Raw genomic sequence first — 17,726 nt, forward strand, 5'->3', positions numbered from 1 at the left:
TAAAAGTGCTTTTTTGCTTTACAATTTCTTACATTTAGGTATTAAAACCAAACCCCATAGGGAGGCTAACGGATGACGGCTATGAATAAACCTTTACTTGGATACTCTCTGCGGTTGTATCTACTTGTGCTGCTGTGCCACCTCCCTCTCTTTCAACTTGCGGCACAGCAAATTACGCTGCAGGGGAAGGTCATAGATGGCGAAAGCGGTTTGCCCATGCCTGCCTGCAATGTGTATTTAAAAAACCACCCCCATATAGGCACAGCCACCGACGAGAACGGCACTTTTGTGCTTACTTTTGACTTTGTGCGCGACACCTTGCTCATTGAATTCATTAGTTACCAAACCATAGAATATCCCCTGCTGAAGGCGCAGTCGCAAACGGGATTGTCTTTCACCCTGAAACCCGACGCACTGAGTCTTGAGGCAGTGGTGGTAACCCCCGGCGAAAACCCGGCTTACCGCATCATACGCGAAGCCATCAAGCGCAAAGATGAGCACGACAAACGCCGCCTGGAAGCTTACGACTACGAAGCCTACAACCGCATTGAAGGATATGTAAAAAGCAGCGACAAAGGCATCAGCAAACTGCGTTTCGTGAGAGATATGCGCCAAGTGGCCGCCGGCTATGACATGCTGCGCACCGCCGAGGGCGATACGCTCATTCCCGTTATTGTCAATGAGGTAGTAAGCCGGGTATATGTCAAACACAGCCCCTACAAACGCCGCGAAGACGTCGAAGCTCAGCAGCTCACCGGCATAGGCATAGAAGACGCCCCCGCTCTGCAAGATATTCTTTCCAACACCTATCTTACCGATTATAATTTCTACCGCAACCAAATCAATATTTTGGGCAAGTACTTCCCCTCACCTTTAGCCAACGGGTGGTGGCTGGTCTATGATTACGAGTTGGAAGACAGCCTCGAAGTAGGCGGCTTCATGTGTTATCAGCTCAAGGTGATTCCCTTGCGTGAAGAAGACATTGCCTTTACCGGCAGGATATGGATTACCAAAGAAGATTATGCCCTGCGAAAGGTGCAACTTCACATTACCCCCAATGCCAACATTAACTTTGTGCGCTCGCTTGCCGTAGAGCAGGTGCTGGCGCCCACGCAAAGCGGCGTATGGTTACCCGAAAGCATGTTTTTCGAAACCGAAATATCGGAATTTACCGACTTGATACCCGCCATTGTAGCCCGCACCTACTCTTACTACAAAAACTACCACATCAACCAAGCGTATCCCAACAGCTTTTATGAAATCAGGGAAAAGAAACTGCCTTCCGAAAAGGTACAGCTCGAGAAGCTGAGGGTGTACCGTGCCATAGACGGCGACAGTACAGACTTCCGCCCGCAGATTCACCGCCTCATCGATACGCTGAATCAAGTGCCTTCGGTAAAACGCTATACGGGCATTATCAAGGTGCTTTCCACGGGCTATTTGCGCAAAGGTGTGATTGACTTCGGGCATTATGCCCGCTATTACGCATGGAACAACATAGAAGGGCACCGCCTGGGGTTTGGCTTGCGCACCAACTACCACCTTAGCGACAAGTGGATGTTCAAAGGTTATGTGGCTTACGGCACACAAGACGAGCGCTGGAAATATGACCTGCGTCTTTATCATGTGCTGAGCAGGAAACGCTTTACGCTCATAGGTGCGCGCCATCTGGCAGATATAGAACCACTGATTCAATTGGACCAAAGAGACGACCTGCCGGAGCTGTTCATCGCCTCGAACCGCTTTCTTGATTTGGCTTCCCGCCGCCCCTTCTTTCGCACCATGAACAGCGTATGGATAGATAGCCGCCTGTCGCAGCTGGTGCGCGCCCAGCTCACCTTGCAACAAAGCACCTTGGACCCGCTTTATCCTTTTGCTTATTACCCTGCGCCCTCCGACACCCAAACACGCAACAGCAGCATCCACACCACCGAAGTCATAGGCATGCTGCGCCTGCAACGTGCCGTGCGCCTCACGCGCGATGCCAATCTCGATGAGGTGGACATAGCCAACCGTAACCCACGCCTGACACTTTGGACCATCCTCGGTTTCAAAGGATTGCTCGATGGCGATTTCCAATATCAAAAAGTATATCTGGAACTGGCACAAAAAAACGCCAATGTGTTCGGCATAGGGCACGCCAACTACAGCATTACGGCCGGCTATATCTTTTCGGATATTCCCTATCCGCTGCTGCGCACCCACTTGGGCAACAATACGCCCATTCTCATGGAAAGGGCATTCAACCAAATGAATGGCTTTGAGTTTGTAAGCGACCACTTCGTGGCGGTGCATTATGCGCACTATTTCGAAGGTTTCATTTTGAACAAGCTGCCACTCATCCGGCGTGTGAACGACAAGCTCGAATGGCGTCTGGTGGGTTCGGTCAATGCCGTATGGGGCGGGCTCCGGGCAAGCAACAAAGCGCTGCTGGCGCAGCAAACAGCCGACGGGCAGCTGGTCGAGGGCTTTTCTGAGCTGTCTTTCCAAAAACCCTATGTGGAAGTAGGCTATGGCATTGACAATATCTTCAAGTTCTTCCGGGTGGACTTCTTTCACCGCCTGACTTATCTCGACAGCCTGCAAGCTAAGCCCTTCGGTATCAAGTTTTCTGCCGAAATCAAATTTTAAAGTGGCGTTGCAAGTGCCAAAAAGAATGCTTTTCTTTGCTTAAAGCAGACAGAGAGTAAAACATGCAAGTAGCCATCGTAAAATACAACGCCGGCAACATTCAATCGGTAGTGTTTGCCTTGCAACGTTTGGGAGTGGAGCCGGTCATCACTGACAATGCCGAGTTATTACGCAGTGCCGACAGGGTTATTTTTCCGGGCGTGGGCGAAGCATCCAGCGCCATGCAATACCTCAAAAATAAAGGCTTGGACAAGGTCATCCGCTCCTTGCACCAGCCGGTGTTGGGCATATGTCTCGGCCTTCAATTGATGTGCCGCCATTCGGAAGAAGGCAATACCGATTGCTTGGGCATTTTCGATGTGGATGTAAAGGCTTTTGACCGCAATGGTGCATTAAAGGTGCCCCATGTGGGTTGGAACACCGTCGATGAGCTGCACAGCCCTTTGATGATAGGCATAGATGCACCCGCCTACATGTATTTTGTGCATTCTTACTATGCCGAGTGGACTTCTCGCTATGCTATTGCCCGCTGTGAATATGGCGTGCCTTTCAGCGCCGGGCTACATAAAGACAATTTTTATGCGGTGCAGTTTCACCCGGAAAAGAGCGCCGATGCCGGCAGCCGCTTGCTCGAGAACTTCTTGAAGATGTTTTAGGAGACGGGCTCAGATGTGCTCTTTTTTGTCTTTAATCATATCAAAAAGCAGCTCGCGCGCACGGTGCAATTGTGCCTTCACCGTACCCAGCGGCAAGTCAAGCTCTTCTGCTATCTCTTGATATGCCAGCTCTTCGAAGTAACGCAGGCGCACCAAACGGCGGTACTTTGAAGGCAGCTTGCTTACGACTTCCTGAATGATTTCTATTTTTTGTGCTTTGATGGCTTCTTCTTGTGGATCCAAACCATCATCTCTGATATCCAGACTGGCAGTTTCTCCGTCTTTGTCGGTATAAAAATCTTCGATACTGGTGGTTTGCAGGCGCTTTTTACGGATAAAGTCAATACAGTTGTTTGTGGCAATACGGAAAAGCCAGGTGCTGAAGGTAAAGTCTTTTTTGAATTTATCTAAGTTTTTGAACGCCTTGGCAAAAGCTTCCATGGTCAAATCCTCGGCGTCGTCCACATTGCGCACCATTTTCAAAAGCATATGAAACAGCGAGCGGTTATAGCGCTCCATCAGTTCGGCAAAGGCGCTTTGGTCGCCTTCCAACGCCCTGTCCACCAGGGCGAAGTCGTGCAATGCCTTGTCGGAAAACTCTTTTGAACCAAACTTATCTAATTCCATTTTTCCACTTTAGTGAGTAGTGCCCATAATCCTATTATGCCAATATACAACAGATAGGACAATTCTAAAAATGGCAACAATAAAATTGGAATGGAAGCACGCAGTTTTTTAGCCAGCAAGAACATACATAACGGATGCAACACAAGAAGCAAAGCCACTTCGGCCGCTATCCATTGCAATATACCAAACGAAACAATGCCCTGTATGTGTCCGGCCACCCACCCCAAAGCCACGTAGAATGCCAACTGCGACAAGAAAAGCAAAGCCAAGAGCAGGCGATGGCCGGCTTTGTAATACTTGCCTACACTCAAATGACGCCGCTTCTGTCGCCACCATTCACGCCAACGCACCTTGGGGCGGCTCACGGTAATGGCTTTGGCATGCACACACAAGGCGGTATTTTTTGCGGTTGCCAAACGGTTCACGAAAAGGTCATCGTCGCCGCTTACCAAACGTTGGTGTGGACCAAAGCCTCTGTGTTTTAAAAAGAAGCTGCGGCGGTAAGCCAAGTTGCGCCCAACCCCCATATAGGGCAGCCCTATCAAGGCCGCCGTAGCATACTGCCACAAGGTGTAAAGTGTCTCGTAACGAATCAAAGCATTGAGAAAACCCGGGCGCTGTTCATACAGAGAGGCGCCCAATACTATTTGCGTTTGTTCTTTGGCTATAAAAGGCGCAGCCATATAACGAATCCACTGCTTCGATAGCGGACGGCAGTCGGCATCGGTCAGCAAAACAATATCGTAGCGGGCAGCTTTGACGCCCATGGTAATAGCAAACTTTTTATGTGTAATATGCTCCGGCGTTTGCTCTATCCGCACAATATGCAGTTGGGGATGGCGGGCGCGCAGATGATAGAGGAACTCATAGGAATCATCCCACGAGCGGTCGTCCACGATGATGACCTCGAAGAGCGGGTAGTCTTGCTCCAGCAACAAAGGCAGCAGTTCGCGCAGGTTGAGCAGCTCGTTATGGGCAGCCACCACCACCGACACCCCGGGCAAGTCATGCCCTTCGGCGGGGCGCGGCGCATGCCGCCATAACAACAAACTCAACAGATGCCATAAGATGCGTATGCCAAGCAAGATGACCAAGGCATACATAAAGAAAAAAGTCCAATGCATAGTGATGCGGCTTGTGGTTCGATGCACAAAAATAGAAATTTAAACAAAGGGAAAAGCATTGACAAAAAACTTCCTAAATTGCATGCCCATTTCAGGCTTTACGGTATTTCAAGCAAACAAGCCTTTTCCTTTTTTCATCAGTGCTCAAAACCAAGAATTCTGAAAGCATGCAGTTTGAACTTATTGCACAGGACCCGAAAAGCAAAGCAAGAGCCGGCAAGATAACCACCGCCCATGGTGAGATTGTAACCCCTATCTTCATGCCGGTAGGCACTGCCGGCACCGTCAAGGCAGTACACCAACGCGAACTGGAAAACGACATCAAAGCGCAAATCATTTTAGGGAATACTTATCATCTGTATTTACGCCCGGGCATTGAACTGCTCAAAAAAGCAGGGGGCTTGCACCGCTTCAACGGCTGGCAACGCCCCATCCTCACCGACAGCGGCGGCTATCAGGTCTATTCACTGGCTGACAACCGTCAAATCACCGAAGAAGGCGTGGCTTTCAAATCGCATATCGACGGCAGCAAGCATTTCTTCACTCCCGAAACAGTTATGGATATAGAGCGGGCTATAGGCGCCGACATCATCATGGCGTTTGACGAGTGCACCCCCTACCCCTGCGATTATGACTATGCCAAGCAGTCGATGGAAATGACCCACCGCTGGCTCAAGCGCTGCATCCGGCGTATAGAAGAGACCGAACCGCTCTATGGCTACGAGCAAACGCTTTTCCCCATAGTGCAGGGCAGTGTGTATAAAGACCTGCGCCGGGCCTCTGCCGAGTTTGTGGCTTCGTGTGGCTGCGACGGCAATGCCATCGGGGGCTTGTCGGTAGGCGAGCCCGCTGAGATGATGTATGAAATGACCGAGCTGGTGTGCGACATTCTGCCCAAAGACAAACCCCGCTATTTGATGGGCGTAGGCACCCCCGCCAATATTTTAGAGTGCATTGCACTGGGCGTCGATATGTTCGACTGTGTGATGCCTACCCGCAATGCCCGCAACGGCATGCTGTTCACGACACAAGGCATCATCAACATACGCAACAAAAAATGGCAGGAAGACTTCAGCCCCATCGATGAGCAGCTGGGCGGCTATGTCAGCACTTTCTACAGCAAAGCCTACTTGCGCCACCTTATCATGAATAAAGAAATTTTGGGCGCACAAATTGCAAGTGTTCACAATCTTACTTTTTATCTTTGGTTGGTTACACAAGCCCGCCAGCATATTATTGCCGGCGACTTCTATGAGTGGAAGAAGCAAATATTGCCTGTCGTTTCGCAACGGCTCTAAACCCTAAACGCAAAAAACAACATGGAATTGATTACAAAATATTTTCCCGAAATAGACAGCCTGCAGCGCAGCCGCTTCGAAGCACTTGAGCCACTTTATCGCGAGTGGAATGCCAAAATCAATTTGGTTTCGCGCAAAGATATTGACCACCTGTATGAGCGCCATATCTTGCACTCTCTGGCCATTGCCCGTGTCATTCAATTCAAATCGATGACCGCCATCATGGACGTAGGCACCGGCGGCGGCTTTCCCGGCATTCCGCTGGCCATCATGTTTCCCAAGGTAGAGTTTCACCTGGTAGATTCCATTGGCAAGAAAATCAATGCCGTGCAGCACATAGCCGAAGCTTTGCAGCTGGACAACGTAACCACTCACCACAACCGCGCCGAAAAAGTAGATGTGGAAGTGGACTTTGTGGTGAGCCGTGCAGTAGCCCCCGCCAAAAAAATATACAACTGGACACAAAGTAAAATTCTGCCCAACAGTTTCAACAAATTCAAGAACGGTTGGTTTTTATTGAAAGGGGGCGACCTGAGCGAAGAGCTTCAAGAACTCAGACGCAAGCGCTACAAGGTTTTCGAGTTGTCGGAATTCTTCGAAGAGGAATTCTTCGAAACGAAAAAAATACTCTACTTCCCCAAAGGGTAAAATGGCTAAAAGCTACGACTATATCATCATTGGTGCCGGAGCGGCAGGTTTAAGCCTTGCCTATGAGCTGTCGCGGCATCCTGCCTTGTGCCAAAAGCGCGTTTTGCTTATAGACAACCAAAAAAAAGAGCAGAACGACCGTACCTGGTGCTTCTGGACCACCGGCACCCCCCCATTTCAGGAAATCGTTTACCGCCAATGGCAACAGCTTGCCTTTCACAGCCAATATGGCAGCCGTAGTTTTTCCATTGCCCCTTTCCGCTACTACATGATTCGGGGTATCGACTTTTACCGTTATTGCTTTGAGCATTTGGCACCTGCCGTAGAGTTCTGTGTGGGCGAGGTGGCAGAAGCAACACCTGCCGGTGAGGTCCGCCTGAGCGACGGCAGGGGGTTTCAGGCTCAATGGATTTTCGATAGCCGCTACCGTCTACCACAAAAGCCCGCAGAACTGCCCTACCCTTTTCTGCTACAGCATTTCAAAGGTTATGTACTGCGCAGTAAGCGTCCCTGCTTCGACGCAAGCACCGCCACCTTGATGGACTTTCGTATTGAACAAGCCGGCGAAAGCCGTTTTATGTACATACTGCCTTTTTCGCCCACCGAAGCGCTCGTGGAATTCACGGTCTTTGGCAAGGCGTTGCTTCCGCCCGCTGCTTATGACCACCAACTAAAGCAATACATAGAGCAACACTACGGGGAACTGTCGGGCTTCGAAATCAAAGAAGAAGAGTTTGGCGTGATTCCCATGGCGGCTCAAGGCTTCCGGCACACGAAGGGGGGGCTTGTGCCCATAGGTACGGCTGCCGGTTGTGCCAAAGGAAGCAGTGGCTATGCCTTCCTGTTTATTCAAAAACACTGCAAGCAAATCATTGCGGCACTTGCCCGCGGGCAAACCCCGCCCGATTACCGCCCGCCATGGCGCTTCCACCGCTATGACCGCATATTTCTGGATGTTCTTTTCCATAAGCGTATGGAAGGCGATGCACTCTTCAGTAAGCTTTTTTTACAACTGCCGCCACAGCAGATTTTGCGTTTCCTGATAGAAGAAAGCAGCCTTATGGACGAGCTTAGCGTCATTTATGCGCTGCGTTCCGGTGCTTTTGTGCGTGCGGCACTTCATGATGCGCTGTCTTAGTGTCAACTGCCTGCCCATGGGCTGCCAAATAAAGCAAGTCGCTTTTTCTTAAGTTTCATAACGCTTGTTTTGGCTCAATACAATTAACGCTTACAACGCTCAAACAGCTGTTTTAGTGCTTTTTAGGCGAAAAGTAAAAAGGTATTGTTAACAAAGTATAGACAAAGCAGCATTCTACTTTAGCATTAAAAGCTTTATTGAATAAACAAGCATAAAAAACAAACCACAGAGGGCACAGAGAAACACAGAGAATATATAATGATTTCCCTCCGGGCCGCTCCGTGTGCTCTGTGGTAAAAAATAGCGATGGTAATCTTTGCTTGTTTTTTACCATTCCGTCCTTACAAAGCTCACCGGATTTGCATTACTGAATACCCAAAAAGAAAGTAAGCCCCTTCGCAATGCAAAGGGGCTTAGCTTTTAACCTATGATGAGATGTCGTGCGAGCGAATCAAGGTTAATATATTTTTAAAAGAAGGGGCATTTTAGAAAGTGGGGGCATATTCTTCCGGTGCCACATATTGGTTATCTACCCGTGTTTCTATTACATCTTGAATCCACTGCGGCACATTCGACAGGAAGTTGTAGCCGGTCAGCTGTTCCACTTCGCGAATAGAAACGCGGTAATCTGTCCATGGTTTTTGGTTTACATCTTGCGTGTTGGGCATAATCACGGCAATGGTGCGCGTGGAAGTATTGATGCGGCTCAGGTCATTGGTTCCCTCAGGCAAAACCACAATCACCTTCCACAGGTAAGCAGGCACCGTAATATTGCCATTGGCAATGGTGCGTGCATAACCATTGCTGCCTTCGCCCCCGGTTCCGCGGTTGCCGGCAATGATATACAGCTCATAGCCATCATCTACCAAGCGACGGCAATAACTTTCAAGCTGTTCCCAGGTCTGACGGTTGTTGTTTGGGGGCTTGCGGCACCATGTTGCTCATCAAAAAGGTGGCTGAGTTGTCTTCCACACTGGCCGTGCGGTCGCCCGAAGGACACAAGTGCCCCCGGTCGAAGCCGGTATATTTGTAATCATTGGGGCTGACACGATACCAGTAAGACGGCAAAGAGGTATCGGTGCGGAAGTCGTTCTGCCGCGGTGTACTGCCCAACCATGCTTTGTTCAGGTGCCAACTCACCCAGTTGGGCGTAGCTCTGTACCGGTGATATGACATGGCGTACTGCGGGCGCTTGATCAGGTAGTTGTGATGGGCGGTGCCGGCACCACTGGGATTGCCCAAGGCCATGTTGTCTTCGCGTTTGGGCGTGCTGTAGGCAGTCTCTTGTCCCGGTATGGGAGCAACCGGACCGGTGCAGGCAGATACAAGCCCTATCAAGAGTGCAGACAAATAAAGTGTAAAAAGTCGCATAAGCATTTGTTTTTTAGGTATTACAAATGCTGCAAAACTACAGACTTCATTTGCCTGCATCTTCAACAAAGCATTAATGTTATGTTAAAAAATTGTTAGTACAACAAAGCAACTGCATTGCATGTGCATATTGCATGCGATTGCTATTTTTTTGTATATTTGTAATTCTAATTCAATTATCTATTCAAATTTTCATTTGATTATGCGTACAGCACAAAATGGCGATGTAGTGAAAGTACACTACACAGGCAAACTAACTAATGGCGAAGTATTCGACAGTTCAGAAGGACGCGAGCCCCTCGAGTTCAAATTGGGCGAAGGACAAATGATTCCCGGCTTTGAAGCCGGCGTATTGGGCATGCAAGTAGGCGAAAAGAAAGTAATCAACATACCTAAAGACGAAGCTTATGGCGATCCTCTTCCGCAGTTGATTGCTGACTTCCCGAAAGCAGACCTTCCGGAGGGCTTTCCTATGGAAGCAGGCGCTCAAATAGGCGTTACCTTGGCTGACGGGCGTCAAATACCCGCAGTAATCACCGCTATAAATGAAGATAGCGTAACCATCGATGCCAACCACCCCTTGGCAGGCAAAGACCTTATCTTTGAAGTAGAATTGGTTGAGATAGGTAGCTCTTTGATTGTATAAATCTTCTTTAAAAAGAGTTTTTACAAGAAAGAAAAGAAAAGCGGCACTGTTGATGTGCCGCTTTTTTCTTTATATTCACATAAAAGCAACCCAAGTATAGCAAACATGCGACAAGTCATCATTATTGTGCTTTCCATGATTACCGCCATTGCCCTGTATGAACTGGTGCGCCGGCAATGGCAAAGCTCCGGCGACGTTCCGCTCACGGCTCAGCACGACTTGATTGTAGAGAAAGTAAGCCGCATGGGAAAGCTTGAATTGGTGCGCTATCAACTCAAAGATATTGTAGAGATAGCCCCTTCGGAAGTGAGTGTGCTCGAAAGTATTTTGCTTAGCCAGGGCCTATATGAGCACAGCCGTGCACTACTCATCATAACCGGCGAAGCCGTAGGCTGCATAGATCTCCGCAAAATCAAAATAGAAAACGATAGCACCATCATCATGCATCTGCCCAAACCCGAAATTTGCTATGTCAAAGTAGATCACCGGCGCTCGCGCGTGTATGACGTGAATGTGGGATGGCTTTCCTCCGTGGAAAAAACCAAGCTGATAGAAGCCGGTTACCGCAGTGCCGAAGAAAAGATAGAAGAAGCAGCCCGCGAAAGCCGCCTGCTTGAACAAACCAAAGAAAGTGCAGAAATTGTATTACGTCCTTTTTTAGAGCAGCTCACCCACAAGCGAGTGGTGTTTACTTTCGAGGACTTGGAAGGCAGCACGATCCCCGACCGCTAATCCAACTCATGCCGACACGGCATTTTTTTCTTCACCCAACAACTCCTCTACCGAGCGTTCTATCCAATTGCCGCTACTTAGCAAGCCTTTCAACACTTTACGCATCTCTTGCAAAGTGATGTCACGGTATATTTTTCCATCTACAACCAGTGATATTTGCCCGGTTTCTTCCGAAACCACCAACACTACCGCATCACTCACTTCGCTAAGCCCTATTGCCGAACGATGGCGCAAGCCCAACTGCGCAGGCACCTGGTCATTTTCCGTGACGGGCAAAATGCAACGTGCCGCCACAATGCGCCCGTTGCGCCCTATAATTACGGCACCATCATGCAAGGGGCTGTATTTATTAAAGATAGCCAACAACAAACGCTTCGAGAGCAGGGCATCCAGACGGTCGCCCGTATCGGCATAAAATTTCAAGTCATTGCTGCGGCTCAGCACTATCAATGCGCCTGTGTTGGTAGCCGACATGGCTTTGGCCGCATCCAGTATGGCGCTTAAATCCACCCCTACCTCCTGCTTGGGGCGCCACCATACCCATGGACGCTCCTTATTGAAAGTGCTGCGCCCGATAAAAAGCAAGAACTTGCGAATTTCCGGCTGAAAGATGACGATGGCTGCCAACACCCCCACGCCCAAGAACTGGCCCAAGATGCTGCTGAGCAACTCCAAGCCCAAAGCATCGACAATCAGATAAACGATATACAAAGAAAAAACGCCCAGCAAAATAGGCACGGCAATACTTCCTTTCACCAGTTTGTAAAGGCGAAAGATAAGGAAGCCCACCAACAGAATGTCGAGAATATGGACAAACTTTATTTCTAAAAAACCAACAGCCAGTAAAAGCATATATTTTCTTCGGAAATTCTGAATTTAAGACGACTTCAAATGCTCTAATAAGGTAACAATTTCTTTGGCTTCTTTTACGTCATGTACCCGCAAAATTGATGCCCCGGCATAGAGTGCCATGCAGTTGAGTGCAGTGGTTCCGTTGAGTGCCTCTGCGGGCGTTACCCCCAGCGCTTTGTATATCATAGATTTACGGGAAACACCTACCAAAATGGGCGCATTGAACTGACCAAGCCATGATAAATTACGCAACAGCTCATAGTTTTGTTGTAGTGTTTTGGCAAAACCAAAACCGGGATCCAGTATCACATCATGCACTCCGCACGCTCTGCACTGCGCAATGCGTTCTGAAAAGAAACGCGCTACCTCAAGAGTCACTCCTTCGGGATAGTCAGTCAGCTGTTGCATGTTTTGTGGCGTGCCGCGCATATGCATCATCACATAGGGCACCCGGTGCCGGGCCACCAGGCGCCACATGGCTTCGTTCCCCCCGCTGATGTCGTTAATCATATCGGCACCTGCTTCCAATGCGGCACCTGCCACCTCTACGCGAAAAGTATCTACCGAAAGACATATTGCCTCGCCATACTCTTTTTTCAGTGCTTCCACCACAGGCAGCACCCGCCGCATTTCCTCCGGCACTTCGATATCTGCGGCACCGGGGCGCGAAGAGTATCCGCCCACGTCTATCCAGTCAGCCCCCTCGTGTAGCGCGCGTTCAGCCCGCCGCAGCGCCTCCTCAATGCGGTTATAGCGCCCCCCGTCGAAGAAAGAGTCGGGCGTTACGTTCAAGATAGCCATAATCTGGGGGCGCTCAAAAGTTTTTAGACGTCCACGTATCGAAACAGCGCCAAGCGTTTTTGAAAAATTCATATCTTTGACAATCGTAGAAATCATGCTTTAAGAACAATGACCGGGAACCTTAGGTGTATGTCCAAGGATGAAAACACTTCTTTCCGGCACACGGAAAGCGAATATAAAGAGATCATCAAAGAATGTAAAAAACTCTTTGAAAAGAAGTATCATGATTATGGTACGGCATGGCGCATTTTGCGCCCCAGCTCTCTGACCGACCAAATTTTTATCAAAGCCAAACGCATCCGTTCCATTCAAGAAAAAGGCACACAGGCCATTGACGAAGATATCAGCCAAGAGTTTATCGGTATTGTCAACTACTGCGTGATGGCGCTTATTCAGTTGTCACTACCTGCCGATGCGCCCTTGCATTTGGACTACGAAACAGTCAGTCGTTTATATGACGAACAAGTGGCAGCCACTTTGGATTTGCTGCGCCGCAAAAACCACGATTACGGCGAAGCATGGCGGCAAATGCGTGTCAGCTCCATGACCGACCTCATTTTAATGAAGATTTTACGCATCAAACAAATAGAAGACAAACAGGGACAAACACTGGTATCGGAAGGCGTGGAAGCCAATTATCAAGATATATTGAATTATGCGGTATTTTGCTTAATAAAACTCAAGGCAAATGAAAAACATTGACCGGCTGGCAATTATTCTGGTAGGGGGCTTGTTTATATTCTCGGGGCTTATCAAGCTCAATGACCCGGTAGGCACCCAAATCAAGTTGGAAGAGTATTTCGAAGTGTTTGCACAAGATGTGCGCCCCCACACCGGCAACGAAAACTGGGCAAGTCATTTCTTCGAAGCACTGATTCCTTATGCACTCTTTTTCTCGGTGCTGCTTAGCTCTTTGGAAGTAGTGCTGGGCGTGATGCTTCTTAGTGGTTACCGGCGGCGCCAAGCCATCGGTGCGCTGTTGGCTATGATAGTGTTTTTCACCTTTCTCACTTTCTACTCGTGGCATTTCAACAAAGTAACGGACTGTGGTTGTTTTGGCGATGCCATCAAGCTTACCCCCAAAGAGTCGTTCATAAAAGACGTAGTGCTGCTGCTGTTGATTGCCTATCTCTTTTTACGCAGAAAGCAGCTGGGCAGCTCTACCGCCAAGCGCGGACTGGTTATCACCCTCACAGCGGCTGCATTGAGTGTGGGATTGGCATGGTATGCCATCGCTTACCTGCCTCCATTGGACTTCCGCCCCTATCGCGTAGGCAACCATATTCCTTCCCTGATGAAACCCTCCGCAGCTTTTCAATATGAGTATATCATGGAAAAGGAAGGCAAGCAATACGTCTTCCAAGAGTATCCCACCGATACCACCTATACATTTGTGGACATGAAGCTGCTGAACCCTGAAGCGCTTCCCAAAATCACAGATTTCCGTGCATACCAAGGGGATACGGACATTACGGACAGCCTTTTTCAAGGCACTTGCTTCCTGGTAGTCATCCATGATGTAAACGATAATGAAAAGCTGCTCCAGAGACTTTCGAAAGCGAAACCGGTCATAGAAGAGTTGATAAACTCCGGCGTGAAAGTAAGTGTATTGAGCGCTGCCTCGCCCGATGCACTGGAAGTGCTGTTGGCACAGGCCGGCTGGCATCATGTGGTTGTTGCATCCATAGACCACACGGTAGCCAAAACCATGGTGCGCAGCAATCCCGGTTACCTTCTATTGCAAGACGGATACGTGCGCGGAAAATGGTCATACAGAGCCCTTCCGGCTTCGCTTCGCTACATATTAAATCAATAACTTGTGCAGACAGAATTATATTGAGTGTATGAAATTGATAAGTAATTTATTACGAAAAGGCTATGGCTTAAGCTACAATTTGGTGAACCCGGTGCTCTGGCGTTATGTGGTCAGGCACTTGGCAGAAGGCATACTTGTTGTGTTTGGGGTGGTCATTGTGGTATTTCTGCTTTATTATGCACTCCCGGGTGACCCTGTAAGCATGATTGCCGGGCAACGCACCGATATCATGACAAAAGAAGCCATCAAAGCCGAACTGGGCCTAGACAAACCACTCCCCACCCAACTATATCTTTATTTGCGGGACCTGTCCCCCGTATCTATGCACCACGACACACCGGAAGAGCGCAAAAAATACAATTATACCCCGCTGTTTAGCGTAGGTGAACAGGTGGTAGTGGTCAAAATGCCCTATATGCGCCGCTCTTTCCAAACCAAGCGCTTGGTAAGTGAGCTTATATTGGACAAACTGATGCTCACCCTCATTTTGGCGTTGGCAGCCATGGCGTTTGCCACGGTGGTGGGCATTTTTTTAGGCGTATGGGCAGCCACCCGTGCCAACTCGTGGATTGACAACGTGATTATCGGGGGCTCGGTAGCCGGTATCTCCATGCCTTCCTTCGTATCGGCAAGCTTGATTTCTTTATATCTGGGCTATAAGCTCGGACCCTACATCGGCTTGAACGGAACCGGAAGCCTCTGGGTAGAAACCATCTATTACGGGCGCCAACTGCAACTCCAAAATTTGATATTGCCGGCGTTGACCTTGGGGATTCGCCCCCTGTCTATCATTGTACAGCTTACACGTAGTTCCATGTTGGATGCCTTGTCGCAAGATTATATCCGCACGGCTTATGCCAAAGGGTTGTCGCGCCGCCGCGTGATTTGGCGCCATGCCCTTCCCAATGCATTGAACCCGGTGATTACGGCCGTTTCGAACTGGTTGGCCTCTTTAATGTCAGGTGCCTTCTTCGTAGAACTTATTTTCGACTGGAAGGGGCTGGGATATGAAACCATACAAGCCGTACGCACCTTGGATTTACCCGTACTCATGGGGGCTACAATTGTGATTGCGGCTACTTTCGTTGTCATCAATTTTCTTGCCGACATACTCTATGCCCTTATCGACCCGCGCGTGCGCTTACAATAGGCCCCAACAGGCATGTAAAAGTTTTTTGGTGTATCAAAAATAAAAGAAGAGAGCGCAACTGTACGGCTGCGCTCTCACTGTTTTCTTATTAAGGCTACAGGGAATTTTAGTTATAAGGGTTATTGTCATTATCACGTGGCGTATCGCTGCCACCGATGCTTTTACGCATGCTGGTATCGGCTTGAATGTTTTGCATGCGTAAATAATCCATAACACCTATGTTGCCATTGCGCAGTGCCTCGGCAATGGCTTTCGGGATTTCGGCTTCGGCTGCTATCACCTGCGCACGTGCCTCTTGCGCTTTGGCTTTCATTTCTTGCTCTAAGGCTATAGCCATGGCACGACGTTCTTCGGCTTTGGCTTCTGCTACTTTCAAATCGGCTTCAGCCTGATCTTCTTGTAGCTTAGCCCCTATGTTTTCGCCCACATCAATATCGGCAATGTCTATAGAAAGAATTTCGAAAGCTGTGCCTTCATCCAACCCCTTGGAAAGCACCAGCTTAGAAATCTTATCGGGGTTTTCCAGTACTTCCTTATGGCTTTGAGAAGAACCGATGGAAGTAACGATGCCTTCGCCCACACGCGCCAGGATGGTGTCTTCTCCGGCGCCCCCAATCAACCGGCGAATGTTGGCGCGCACGGTCACCCGCGCAACGGCTATCACTTGAATGCCGTCTTGGGCTATGGCTGCCACCTTGGGTGTGGTAATCACCTTGGGGTTCACCGATATTTGCACTGCCTCGAACACATCGCGGCCTGCCAAATCGATGGCTGCAGCCTGCTCAAAAGAAAGCTCTATATTGGCTTTATCGGCAGAAATCAAAGCACTGATTACCTTTTGCACATTGCCACCTGCCAAATAGTGCGATTCCAAAGCATCGGCAGTAATACCCCTCAGACCGGCTTTCTCGGCAGTAATCAAGGCATCGACAATCACGCGTGGCGGCACCCGCCGGATACGCATGAAGGTCATATTCAAAAGCCCGACGTTTACTCCGGAAAACTGTGCCGTAATCCATAAACTAATAGGGAAATAGGACATGAAAATGAAAAACAGGACGATAGCAACAGCTGCAATAATAAGGGTTCCCATATGAATACTCGTTTTGGTTTATAGTTGACAATCAATTAAGCTGAGGATTATCAGGTGCTACTTTTCTCACAATGAAGTACTGCTTTTCGGCTTTGACTACCTCCACCTCGCTACCGGTAGGTATGAAGCCACTTAACGAGCGGGCGTCATGCTGTTCGCCATTGGGCAACTCAATACGTCCATATGGTTTCAGGTCGGAAATGGCCCGGGCAGCACCGGTATAAGATGGCACTTCGGCAGGGGTGTCTTTTCCGCTGGGCAGCGAAGCTTTTAAACTAAAACGCTTAAAAATACGTGAAGCAGGGAAATAGCGAATACCCAGCCCGCCTAACAGCAGACTGGCAGCTGTTAAGGCAGCCCCCCATTCCGGCGATTCCATGAACGCCAGTGTGATGGCGCTTCCCCAGCTAATCAATGCCAAAAAAGCAGCAATACTGGTGCCCGGAATCACGAATATTTCCAGCAGAAACAGCAACAGAGCCACAAGCAGTAAGATAAAGACAAATGTCATAAAAGTTTTAATTGTTTTTTGTCTTTGTGAATATAAAAAAAAGAGGGCATAAAGCCCTCTTTTAAATAAAAAACTACATTGTATGTTCTTTATTTTGACTCTACGGAAGTTACGCCCAGCTTTTTCAATACCAAATCCGAAATGTCGCCGGTGCCATCTTCCGGCTCGTAAAGCAGCGCTTCGCGGCGCAAAATATAGGTATAACCGTTTTCTTTAGCTACTGCCACGATGGCCTCTTCTATTTTTTTGTAAATAGGTGCCAACAAAGCGTTCTCTTTCTTTTGAATAGATTCAGCCGCACTGTTTTGAAACTCCTGCAGCTGCTCTTGCAACGAGCCTATTTCTTTTTCCAGCGCTTGGCGCGTAGGGTCAGGCATAGATGCCCCTTCGTTCAAGTACTTTTGGTATTTGGTTTGCAGCTCTTGTTGTTTGGCTTTGAAATCTTCTTCCAACTTGCTTTGATAGGCTTGCAACTCCGATTGCGCCACTTTAAAGTCGGGCAACTGAGGCAATACATAGTTCAGATCGAAATAGCCAATTTTTTGCTGCGCAAAGGCTGTCGAGATACCAAGCATCATAAAGCATAAAGCACTCAATGCAACAATCTTCTTCATCATAAATTTTCCTTTTTT

The 17,726-nt window shown here is 48.8% G+C and carries 19 protein-coding genes; 10 read left to right on the forward strand and 9 right to left on the reverse strand.

Features of this window, described 5'->3' with window-relative positions:
- The first annotated feature begins 81 nt into the window (after positions 1–81).
- Positions 82–2,631 (forward strand): DUF5686 and carboxypeptidase-like regulatory domain-containing protein, encoded by a 2,550-nt coding sequence (locus K384_RS09955; protein ID WP_169737645.1) that lies wholly within the window; start codon positions 82–84, stop codon positions 2,629–2,631.
- 62 nt (positions 2,632–2,693) lie between these two features.
- On the forward strand, positions 2,694–3,287 hold the full coding sequence (hisH, locus tag K384_RS09960; RefSeq protein ID WP_038031929.1) for an imidazole glycerol phosphate synthase subunit HisH: 594 nt from the start codon (positions 2,694–2,696) through the stop codon (positions 3,285–3,287).
- 9 nt (positions 3,288–3,296) lie between these two features.
- On the opposite strand, the gene K384_RS09965 is transcribed toward hisH, so the two are convergent.
- Both K384_RS09965 and K384_RS09970 read right to left on the reverse strand, forming a co-directional pair.
- Positions 3,297–3,914: an RNA polymerase sigma factor gene (locus tag K384_RS09965; RefSeq protein WP_038031931.1), complete on the reverse strand. Its 618-nt coding sequence runs from the start codon at positions 3,912–3,914 to the stop codon at positions 3,297–3,299.
- A complete protein-coding gene (locus K384_RS09970) occupies positions 3,905–5,038 on the reverse strand; it encodes a glycosyltransferase (protein ID WP_051633310.1) in 1,134 nt (377 codons plus the stop codon). The genes K384_RS09965 and K384_RS09970 overlap by 10 nt, the downstream gene beginning before the upstream one ends.
- Before the next feature lie 167 nt (positions 5,039–5,205).
- On the opposite strand from K384_RS09970, the gene tgt reads away from it, so the two are divergent.
- From tgt to K384_RS09985, 3 genes are read left to right on the forward strand one after another with little or no spacing between them, the layout of a single operon-like run.
- Entirely contained in the window at positions 5,206–6,336 is a 1,131-nt protein-coding gene (gene tgt / locus K384_RS09975) for a tRNA guanosine(34) transglycosylase Tgt (RefSeq protein ID WP_038031935.1), read from the forward strand.
- Between the two features lie 21 nt (positions 6,337–6,357).
- The gene (gene rsmG, locus K384_RS09980; protein WP_038031936.1) at positions 6,358–6,984 is read left to right on the forward strand and encodes a 16S rRNA (guanine(527)-N(7))-methyltransferase RsmG; all 627 of its coding nucleotides are present in this window, start codon (positions 6,358–6,360) and stop codon (positions 6,982–6,984) included.
- Between the two features lies 1 nt (position 6,985).
- Positions 6,986–8,122, forward strand: coding sequence for a lycopene cyclase family protein (locus K384_RS09985; protein WP_038031939.1), 1,137 nt, complete (start codon positions 6,986–6,988; stop codon positions 8,120–8,122).
- 485 nt (positions 8,123–8,607) lie between these two features.
- On the opposite strand, the gene K384_RS13980 is transcribed toward K384_RS09985, so the two are convergent.
- Together K384_RS13980 and K384_RS13985 are read right to left on the reverse strand one after the other, a co-directional pair.
- Positions 8,608–8,991 (reverse strand): DNA/RNA non-specific endonuclease, encoded by a 384-nt coding sequence (locus K384_RS13980; protein WP_262509244.1) that lies wholly within the window; start codon positions 8,989–8,991, stop codon positions 8,608–8,610.
- 16 nt (positions 8,992–9,007) lie between these two features.
- Complete coding sequence (locus K384_RS13985) at positions 9,008–9,493, reverse strand: DNA/RNA non-specific endonuclease (protein ID WP_262509245.1); 486 nt, start codon at positions 9,491–9,493, stop codon at positions 9,008–9,010.
- 202 nt (positions 9,494–9,695) lie between these two features.
- Here K384_RS13985 and K384_RS09995 point away from each other — a divergent pair, with 202 nt between their 5' ends.
- Together K384_RS09995 and K384_RS10000 are read left to right on the forward strand one after the other, a co-directional pair.
- Positions 9,696–10,139 (forward strand): FKBP-type peptidyl-prolyl cis-trans isomerase, encoded by a 444-nt coding sequence (locus K384_RS09995; RefSeq protein WP_038032027.1) that lies wholly within the window; start codon positions 9,696–9,698, stop codon positions 10,137–10,139.
- A gap of 105 nt (positions 10,140–10,244) precedes the next feature.
- Positions 10,245–10,871, forward strand: a complete 627-nt coding sequence (locus tag K384_RS10000) for a DUF4230 domain-containing protein (RefSeq protein WP_051633311.1) — start codon at positions 10,245–10,247, stop codon at positions 10,869–10,871.
- 6 nt (positions 10,872–10,877) lie between these two features.
- Here the strand turns inward: K384_RS10000 and cdaA are convergent, their stop codons facing one another.
- Positions 10,878–11,723: a diadenylate cyclase CdaA gene (cdaA, locus tag K384_RS10005; protein ID WP_038031941.1), complete on the reverse strand. Its 846-nt coding sequence runs from the start codon at positions 11,721–11,723 to the stop codon at positions 10,878–10,880.
- Between the two features lie 24 nt (positions 11,724–11,747).
- Entirely contained in the window at positions 11,748–12,596 is an 849-nt protein-coding gene (gene folP, locus K384_RS10010) for a dihydropteroate synthase (protein WP_038031944.1), read from the reverse strand.
- Positions 12,597–12,653: 57 nt separating this feature from the next.
- Here folP and K384_RS10015 point away from each other — a divergent pair, with 57 nt between their 5' ends.
- From K384_RS10015 to K384_RS10025, 3 genes are read left to right on the forward strand one after another with little or no spacing between them, the layout of a single operon-like run.
- Positions 12,654–13,226 carry a DUF1599 domain-containing protein gene (locus tag K384_RS10015; RefSeq protein ID WP_038031947.1) on the forward strand — a complete coding sequence of 191 codons (573 nt, stop codon included), beginning with the start codon at positions 12,654–12,656 and terminating at the stop codon, positions 13,224–13,226.
- The gene (locus tag K384_RS10020) at positions 13,213–14,340 is read left to right on the forward strand and encodes a BT_3928 family protein (RefSeq protein WP_038031949.1); all 1,128 of its coding nucleotides are present in this window, start codon (positions 13,213–13,215) and stop codon (positions 14,338–14,340) included. Before K384_RS10015 ends, K384_RS10020 begins: the two co-directional genes overlap by 14 nt.
- A gap of 28 nt (positions 14,341–14,368) precedes the next feature.
- Positions 14,369–15,490: an ABC transporter permease gene (locus tag K384_RS10025; protein ID WP_084147199.1), complete on the forward strand. Its 1,122-nt coding sequence runs from the start codon at positions 14,369–14,371 to the stop codon at positions 15,488–15,490.
- Between the two features lie 106 nt (positions 15,491–15,596).
- On the opposite strand, the gene floA is transcribed toward K384_RS10025, so the two are convergent.
- The 3 genes from floA to K384_RS10040 all read right to left on the reverse strand — a co-directional run bounded on the left by floA (position 15,597) and on the right by K384_RS10040 (position 17,711).
- Positions 15,597–16,583, reverse strand: coding sequence for a flotillin-like protein FloA (gene floA / locus K384_RS10030; RefSeq protein ID WP_038031951.1), 987 nt, complete (start codon positions 16,581–16,583; stop codon positions 15,597–15,599).
- Between the two features lie 31 nt (positions 16,584–16,614).
- On the reverse strand, positions 16,615–17,094 hold the full coding sequence (locus K384_RS10035; RefSeq protein ID WP_038031953.1) for an NfeD family protein: 480 nt from the start codon (positions 17,092–17,094) through the stop codon (positions 16,615–16,617).
- A gap of 89 nt (positions 17,095–17,183) precedes the next feature.
- Positions 17,184–17,711, reverse strand: coding sequence for an OmpH family outer membrane protein (locus K384_RS10040; RefSeq protein ID WP_051633312.1), 528 nt, complete (start codon positions 17,709–17,711; stop codon positions 17,184–17,186).
- Positions 17,712–17,726: the final 15 nt, after the last annotated feature.

Origin of the sequence: Thermonema rossianum DSM 10300 (assembly GCF_000426825.1) — a bacterium.
GTDB classification, from domain to species: domain Bacteria; phylum Bacteroidota; class Bacteroidia; order Cytophagales; family Thermonemataceae; genus Thermonema; species Thermonema rossianum.

What these genes read in the sequence shown, in the direction of transcription:
- K384_RS09955 (WP_169737645.1), top strand. Translation starts at nt 82, where the DNA reads ATGAATAAACCTTTACTTGGATACTCTCTGCGGTTGTATCTACTTGTG.
- hisH (WP_038031929.1), top strand. Translation starts at nt 2,694, where the DNA reads ATGCAAGTAGCCATCGTAAAATACAACGCCGGCAACATTCAATCGGTA.
- K384_RS09965 (WP_038031931.1), bottom strand. Translation starts at nt 3,914, where the DNA reads ATGGAATTAGATAAGTTTGGTTCAAAAGAGTTTTCCGACAAGGCATTG.
- K384_RS09970 (WP_051633310.1), bottom strand. Translation starts at nt 5,038, where the DNA reads ATGCATTGGACTTTTTTCTTTATGTATGCCTTGGTCATCTTGCTTGGC.
- tgt (WP_038031935.1), top strand. Translation starts at nt 5,206, where the DNA reads ATGCAGTTTGAACTTATTGCACAGGACCCGAAAAGCAAAGCAAGAGCC.
- rsmG (WP_038031936.1), top strand. Translation starts at nt 6,358, where the DNA reads ATGGAATTGATTACAAAATATTTTCCCGAAATAGACAGCCTGCAGCGC.
- K384_RS09985 (WP_038031939.1), top strand. Translation starts at nt 6,986, where the DNA reads ATGGCTAAAAGCTACGACTATATCATCATTGGTGCCGGAGCGGCAGGT.
- K384_RS13985 (WP_262509245.1), bottom strand. Translation starts at nt 9,493, where the DNA reads ATGCGACTTTTTACACTTTATTTGTCTGCACTCTTGATAGGGCTTGTA.
- K384_RS09995 (WP_038032027.1), top strand. Translation starts at nt 9,696, where the DNA reads ATGCGTACAGCACAAAATGGCGATGTAGTGAAAGTACACTACACAGGC.
- K384_RS10000 (WP_051633311.1), top strand. Translation starts at nt 10,245, where the DNA reads ATGCGACAAGTCATCATTATTGTGCTTTCCATGATTACCGCCATTGCC.
- cdaA (WP_038031941.1), bottom strand. Translation starts at nt 11,723, where the DNA reads ATGCTTTTACTGGCTGTTGGTTTTTTAGAAATAAAGTTTGTCCATATT.
- folP (WP_038031944.1), bottom strand. Translation starts at nt 12,596, where the DNA reads ATGAATTTTTCAAAAACGCTTGGCGCTGTTTCGATACGTGGACGTCTA.
- K384_RS10015 (WP_038031947.1), top strand. Translation starts at nt 12,654, where the DNA reads ATGTCCAAGGATGAAAACACTTCTTTCCGGCACACGGAAAGCGAATAT.
- K384_RS10020 (WP_038031949.1), top strand. Translation starts at nt 13,213, where the DNA reads ATGAAAAACATTGACCGGCTGGCAATTATTCTGGTAGGGGGCTTGTTT.
- K384_RS10025 (WP_084147199.1), top strand. Translation starts at nt 14,369, where the DNA reads ATGAAATTGATAAGTAATTTATTACGAAAAGGCTATGGCTTAAGCTAC.
- floA (WP_038031951.1), bottom strand. Translation starts at nt 16,583, where the DNA reads ATGGGAACCCTTATTATTGCAGCTGTTGCTATCGTCCTGTTTTTCATT.
- K384_RS10035 (WP_038031953.1), bottom strand. Translation starts at nt 17,094, where the DNA reads ATGACATTTGTCTTTATCTTACTGCTTGTGGCTCTGTTGCTGTTTCTG.
- K384_RS10040 (WP_051633312.1), bottom strand. Translation starts at nt 17,711, where the DNA reads ATGATGAAGAAGATTGTTGCATTGAGTGCTTTATGCTTTATGATGCTT.